This is a genomic window from Nonomuraea sp. KM90 (assembly GCF_052246675.1).
In the GTDB taxonomy this organism is placed as follows: domain Bacteria; phylum Actinomycetota; class Actinomycetes; order Streptosporangiales; family Streptosporangiaceae; genus Nonomuraea.
Window position 1 is genome coordinate 1 of the sequence record NZ_JBQQCB010000281.1, and the last position, 4,080, is coordinate 4,080.

A 4,080-nucleotide genomic window follows, 5' to 3' on the forward strand; every position below is an offset into this window, starting at 1 on the left:
CGCCTTGATACCGCGACCGACCCGAGCCGTATCGCTTCCGACGTCACCATCTGGACCGCTCAGGCATCTCGAGCACACGCAGCCCTCAGCCGAGACTCCTCACCCGACTTCTGAAACAGGCCCTAGGACGGCCAGAGCATGTTGGTCAACTCGGCGTCCAGATCCATGAAGTCTGTCTCCCGCCCCGCCGGCACCTTCTCGTAGGTCCGGTGGAGGAACTCGGTGAGCGGGGCCAGCGGTACTTCGAAGAGTGCTTGTCCGAACGGCGACGTGAGGCTGATGTGCAGCGTGCGTTCGCCGTCGGCGCGTGCGGGCCACACCTGCACGTCGCCGTCGCCGACACGCCTCACGATGCCTACTGTCAGCAGTTCGCGAGCAAAGATCCACTCGACCGGCTCGTCGTTCCCTACGTGGAAGGCCATGCGGATGGCGTACGGATCGTCGGCTGTGTAACTCAGTCCGGCGAGCAGGGGGACGGTAGTACGGTCGGGGACCACAAGCCGAAGGCCAAGCTCGGCGGAGACGGTGGTGCTGTTCATCGTCAGCCAAACCTTTTCGTCGTAGGTCCCCTCTTCGGGGCTTTCACTGCTCTGACGGACTTCGTCCTGAGCTATGACGCGGAACGAAGAAACCTGTAGGAAAGATTCCGCTTCCAGGGCCTTCTGTAACGCACATCACAGCTGGACATTTAGGCATCTACCAGGCTAAACGGCATCAATCGGGTCGTATTTACAAGGGTTTTGCGTGCTGTGGAGCCTGCCCCGGACGGGCCGTCCATGAACGTTTCTCGTCAAAAGATCGTGGCCGATACCTTCCGGGACACGACGATGGTATGCCACGGGCGTGCCGTGCCGATGGGCAACCGCCGCGTTTCACCCGAATCCCTCTGGCGGGCCCTCCCGGCGCCCCCATGATCGCCCCCAGGCCTATTCGCTTCGCCAGCACCCCCCGGAGTGCGGTATGGTTTTCCCCGTCGGCACCGCGAGGAGCCGGCAGGGCGGGCGATTAGCTCAGCGGGAGAGCGCTTCGTTCACACCGAAGAGGTCACTGGTTCGATCCCAGTATCGCCCACCAAGGTCAAAGGCCACCTTCCCACGCGGGAGGTGGCCTTTTTGATCTTCCAGGTGACTAACTGAGTGACTGTCCATCTCCATGGTCGGCATCTGGGAAGATCCGGTCCATGACGGTCGCGCCGTCCTGGATGACGGGTTTGATCTGATGCCGGTAGACCTTCTCGGTGACGGCCGAGCCTCCGGCGTGTCCGATCAACCGAGCAATGTTCTCCACCGGGACACCATCTGCTGACAGCAGTGAGACGAAACTGTGTCGCATATCGCGGGGCGTCCAGTCAGCGGCGACCAGACCCGCTCGCGTGATCACCCGCCGGAACTCTCGCCGGACATTGCCTGCGCTCATCTTGGTGCCGTTGCGGGTGGCGAACACCAGACGAGACTGATCGCCCTGACTCGGCGCGATCTCACGAGCGCGCAGGTCGTCCCAGAAGGCCATCAGAGCTTGTACGCAGCGGTGAGGGAGCTGGAGCGTGCGACGCGACTCCGGGGTCTTGGTGTCCCCGGTAGCGCGGACCGACCGCCAGACGTAGACAGCGAAGTCATCATTCTTCCAACCAGCTTCAACCACTGTCCGCCACTCCTGGCGTGCTTTGTCATAGGCAACGACGTGCGACCAGGCGAGTTCCCGCAGTTCCTCCGTTCGAGCCCCTGTGAGCAGCGACAGCGCCACGTAGGCCCGGAGCCACGGCTTGGCCTTCTCAGCGGCCGTGAGCACCGCCTCAGCTTGCGTGAACGTCAGAGACTTCGATGGCCGGCCTGACTCACCCTTGGGAAGCTCGCAGAGCAGAACGACGTTCCGTTTGACCTTGTCGCGGGCTTGTGCCCGGGTGATCGCCCGCTTGAGGATTGAGCGCAACTCTTGCAGCGTCCGCGTGGAGACGTGTTGCGCCCGCTCGGCGAGCCATCGATCAACATCGTCGGCCGAGAGCTCACGAAGCTTCCGCGCTCCAAGCTGCGCGATGACGTGCTTCTCGGCGAGGATTCGCTTCGTCTCTATCGTCTGCGGATCCCGGCCGGAGAGTCCGAAGGTCAACCAGTCGCGTACGGCGGTTGTGACGGTGTCATGACCGGCAGTCGGCGTAAGCCCGTCATCGAGATCGCGGAGAGCTTCCTTCAGCTTTGTCTTCGCCTCGGTCTTGGTACGTCCGGCAGCCTTCTTGGTGATGCGCTTGCCTGCGGGCGTATAACCGATGGTGATCTCGGCTATCCAGCGCTGGCGAGCCTCGCTCCAGTACAGTCCACCGTCCCCTCTGCTGCGTCGCTTGGCCATCAGGCGGACTGCCCTTCCTGCTCCAGCAGGGCTACATACTCCGCGATGGCGGAGGCAGGGACGCGGCGAGCGCGTCCGGCTTTGACGCTGCGCAAGCGCCCGGACCGGATCTGCTCGTAGAGGTACCGGCGGGACAGCCGGAGAACGACGCCGGCCTCATTGACGTCGTACAAGGCTTGCCCCCGGGTAGCGGACGGTCTTGCTACGGGTTGGCATGGTGGTACTCCGTTCACGGTCTGAAGGGTGATCAGGCGGCGAGCGGTGTGGACGAACTGCATGCCTGTTCGTGGGCGAGTTCTTCGCGTCCTGCTCGGGTGTATTCGCGGGCTTGTGCCGCTGCCGTGTTGGCTAGAAGGGCGTCTCCGGTGGTTTTCCACCCGTTTCCGGCGTAGGTCAAGTCGCCGATGACGAGCGTCGTTTCGTCGTCAAGGTCGGGTTGACGGTCGAATGCGTGCGGGGAGTAGGGGGTGCCGTTGTCTTGGGTGCGGCGGTAGTGAACGCGTGCGGCGCGTAGGGCGGCGAAGGTGGTGGAGTAGCGGCGGGCTTTGGTAAAGAAGTGTCCGCCGAAGCCGAGCATGTGGGCCCAGCGGCGTAGGCCGTGGAATCCGGGGTTGTGGGGGTGGCCGAGGTCCCAGCAGGCGGCGATGAGGCGTTCGGTGTGGGTGCCGGTGCGGTTGGCGTAGTGCTGGATGGAGTCGTGGTCGAGGCGGCGGGATGCGTGTCCGGTGGTTTCGGTGCCTTTGGTGGCGTATTTGGCGAGGTAGGCGGCGACCATGGTGTCGGTGACCGGGTGGTCTGCGCGCAGGCTGAGGGGTCGGATGTCGAGTTGGTCGCCCCAGGTGATGGGCCAGCCGGTGGGTTGTTGCTGGTGGCTGTCGGTGGTGAACCGGGTGGTGGTGGCGGCGTGTTCGATGGCGTTGTGCAGGTCGGTGATGGTGAGCCCGTCTGGTGGGGGGATGACGGCGGTGGGGTCGTCGGGGTCGTAGCCGTCGAGGCGGAGCAGGGCGTGGAAGTGCACGGCGCCGCGTCGCTGGTATTCAGCGGCTTTGCCATGAGCGATGCGGACACGGGGGAGTCCGCGGCTACGGGCAATGCGGTTGAGCTGGCGTTCCATGCTCTGCTTGGTGCGCCGCCACAGTTCGCCGGCGTGGTGGTTCCAGATGACGTGGTGGGGGTGGTCGTAGCAGTCCAGGCAGAGGGGTTGGCCGATGCGCTGGTCGGTGGGCTGGTGGCGGGCGAAGCAGGCTTGCTGTACGCCGTGCGGGCAGGTGTCGACAACACGGCGGGCGTGACAGGGTTCGGGCCGGCAGGTGCAGCGTGACCGGTCGGTGCAAGTGTGGGTGCGGACGTGCCGGGTGTGAACGGCGCCGAAGGTGGGGGCGGTGAAGGTGGCGAAGACGGCCGGGTGGGTGGAGACCGTTTCGGGGGTGCCTTTACCGCCGGTCAGGCCGGAGCGGACGAGGTGGTAGGCGTCGCGCCGGTAGGTGTCGGCGCAGGAGGGGCAGACGGTGGCGCGCCGGTTTCCGCAGGCTTTGTAGATGATGCCGTCGGGCATGGCCGAGGTCGGGCGGGTGTCGAGAATGGTGCCGGTGCAGGTGTCGACGGTGTGGTGGACCGCCCCGGGAATCTTGGAGGCTACGATTCCTGCGAACTTGCGAATGACGTAGTAGATCCCTGGGTCTTATAGAAGGCGTCCTCGTACTCCTTCGGCGGAATATTACCACAGAATGAGTGGAG

General features: G+C 64.6%; 4 protein-coding genes and 1 tRNA gene. 1 reads left to right on the forward strand and 4 read right to left on the reverse strand.

All coding sequences use genetic code 11. The features are described 5' to 3' along the window. Positions 1–122: 122 nt before the first annotated feature. Positions 123–539, reverse strand: a complete 417-nt coding sequence (locus ACTWPW_RS63160; protein WP_020547189.1) for an SsgA family sporulation/cell division regulator — start codon at positions 537–539, stop codon at positions 123–125. 460 nt (positions 540–999) lie between these two features. Here ACTWPW_RS63160 and ACTWPW_RS63165 point away from each other — a divergent pair. After that, positions 1,000–1,074, forward strand: a tRNA-Val gene (locus tag ACTWPW_RS63165). A gap of 54 nt (positions 1,075–1,128) precedes the next feature. Here the strand turns inward: ACTWPW_RS63165 and ACTWPW_RS63170 are convergent. The 3 genes from ACTWPW_RS63170 to ACTWPW_RS63180 are packed head-to-tail and all read right to left on the reverse strand — an operon-like array spanning position 1,129 to position 4,015. Then, positions 1,129–2,343, reverse strand: a complete 1,215-nt coding sequence (locus ACTWPW_RS63170) for a tyrosine-type recombinase/integrase (protein WP_443174878.1) — start codon at positions 2,341–2,343, stop codon at positions 1,129–1,131. After that, on the reverse strand, positions 2,343–2,621 hold the full coding sequence (locus ACTWPW_RS63175) for a helix-turn-helix domain-containing protein (protein ID WP_443174879.1): 279 nt from the start codon (positions 2,619–2,621) through the stop codon (positions 2,343–2,345). Before ACTWPW_RS63175 ends, ACTWPW_RS63170 begins: the two co-directional genes overlap by 1 nt. Next, positions 2,591–4,015: a replication initiator gene (locus ACTWPW_RS63180; protein WP_443174880.1), complete on the reverse strand. Its 1,425-nt coding sequence runs from the start codon at positions 4,013–4,015 to the stop codon at positions 2,591–2,593. The genes ACTWPW_RS63175 and ACTWPW_RS63180 overlap by 31 nt, the downstream gene beginning before the upstream one ends. Positions 4,016–4,080 lie beyond the last annotated feature (65 nt).

Coding starts and splice junctions, on each gene's coding strand:
- ACTWPW_RS63160 (WP_020547189.1), bottom strand. CDS start 539: ATGAACAGCACCACCGTCTCCGCCGAGCTTGGCCTTCGGCTTGTGGTC.
- ACTWPW_RS63170 (WP_443174878.1), bottom strand. CDS start 2,343: ATGGCCAAGCGACGCAGCAGAGGGGACGGTGGACTGTACTGGAGCGAG.
- ACTWPW_RS63175 (WP_443174879.1), bottom strand. CDS start 2,621: ATGCAGTTCGTCCACACCGCTCGCCGCCTGATCACCCTTCAGACCGTG.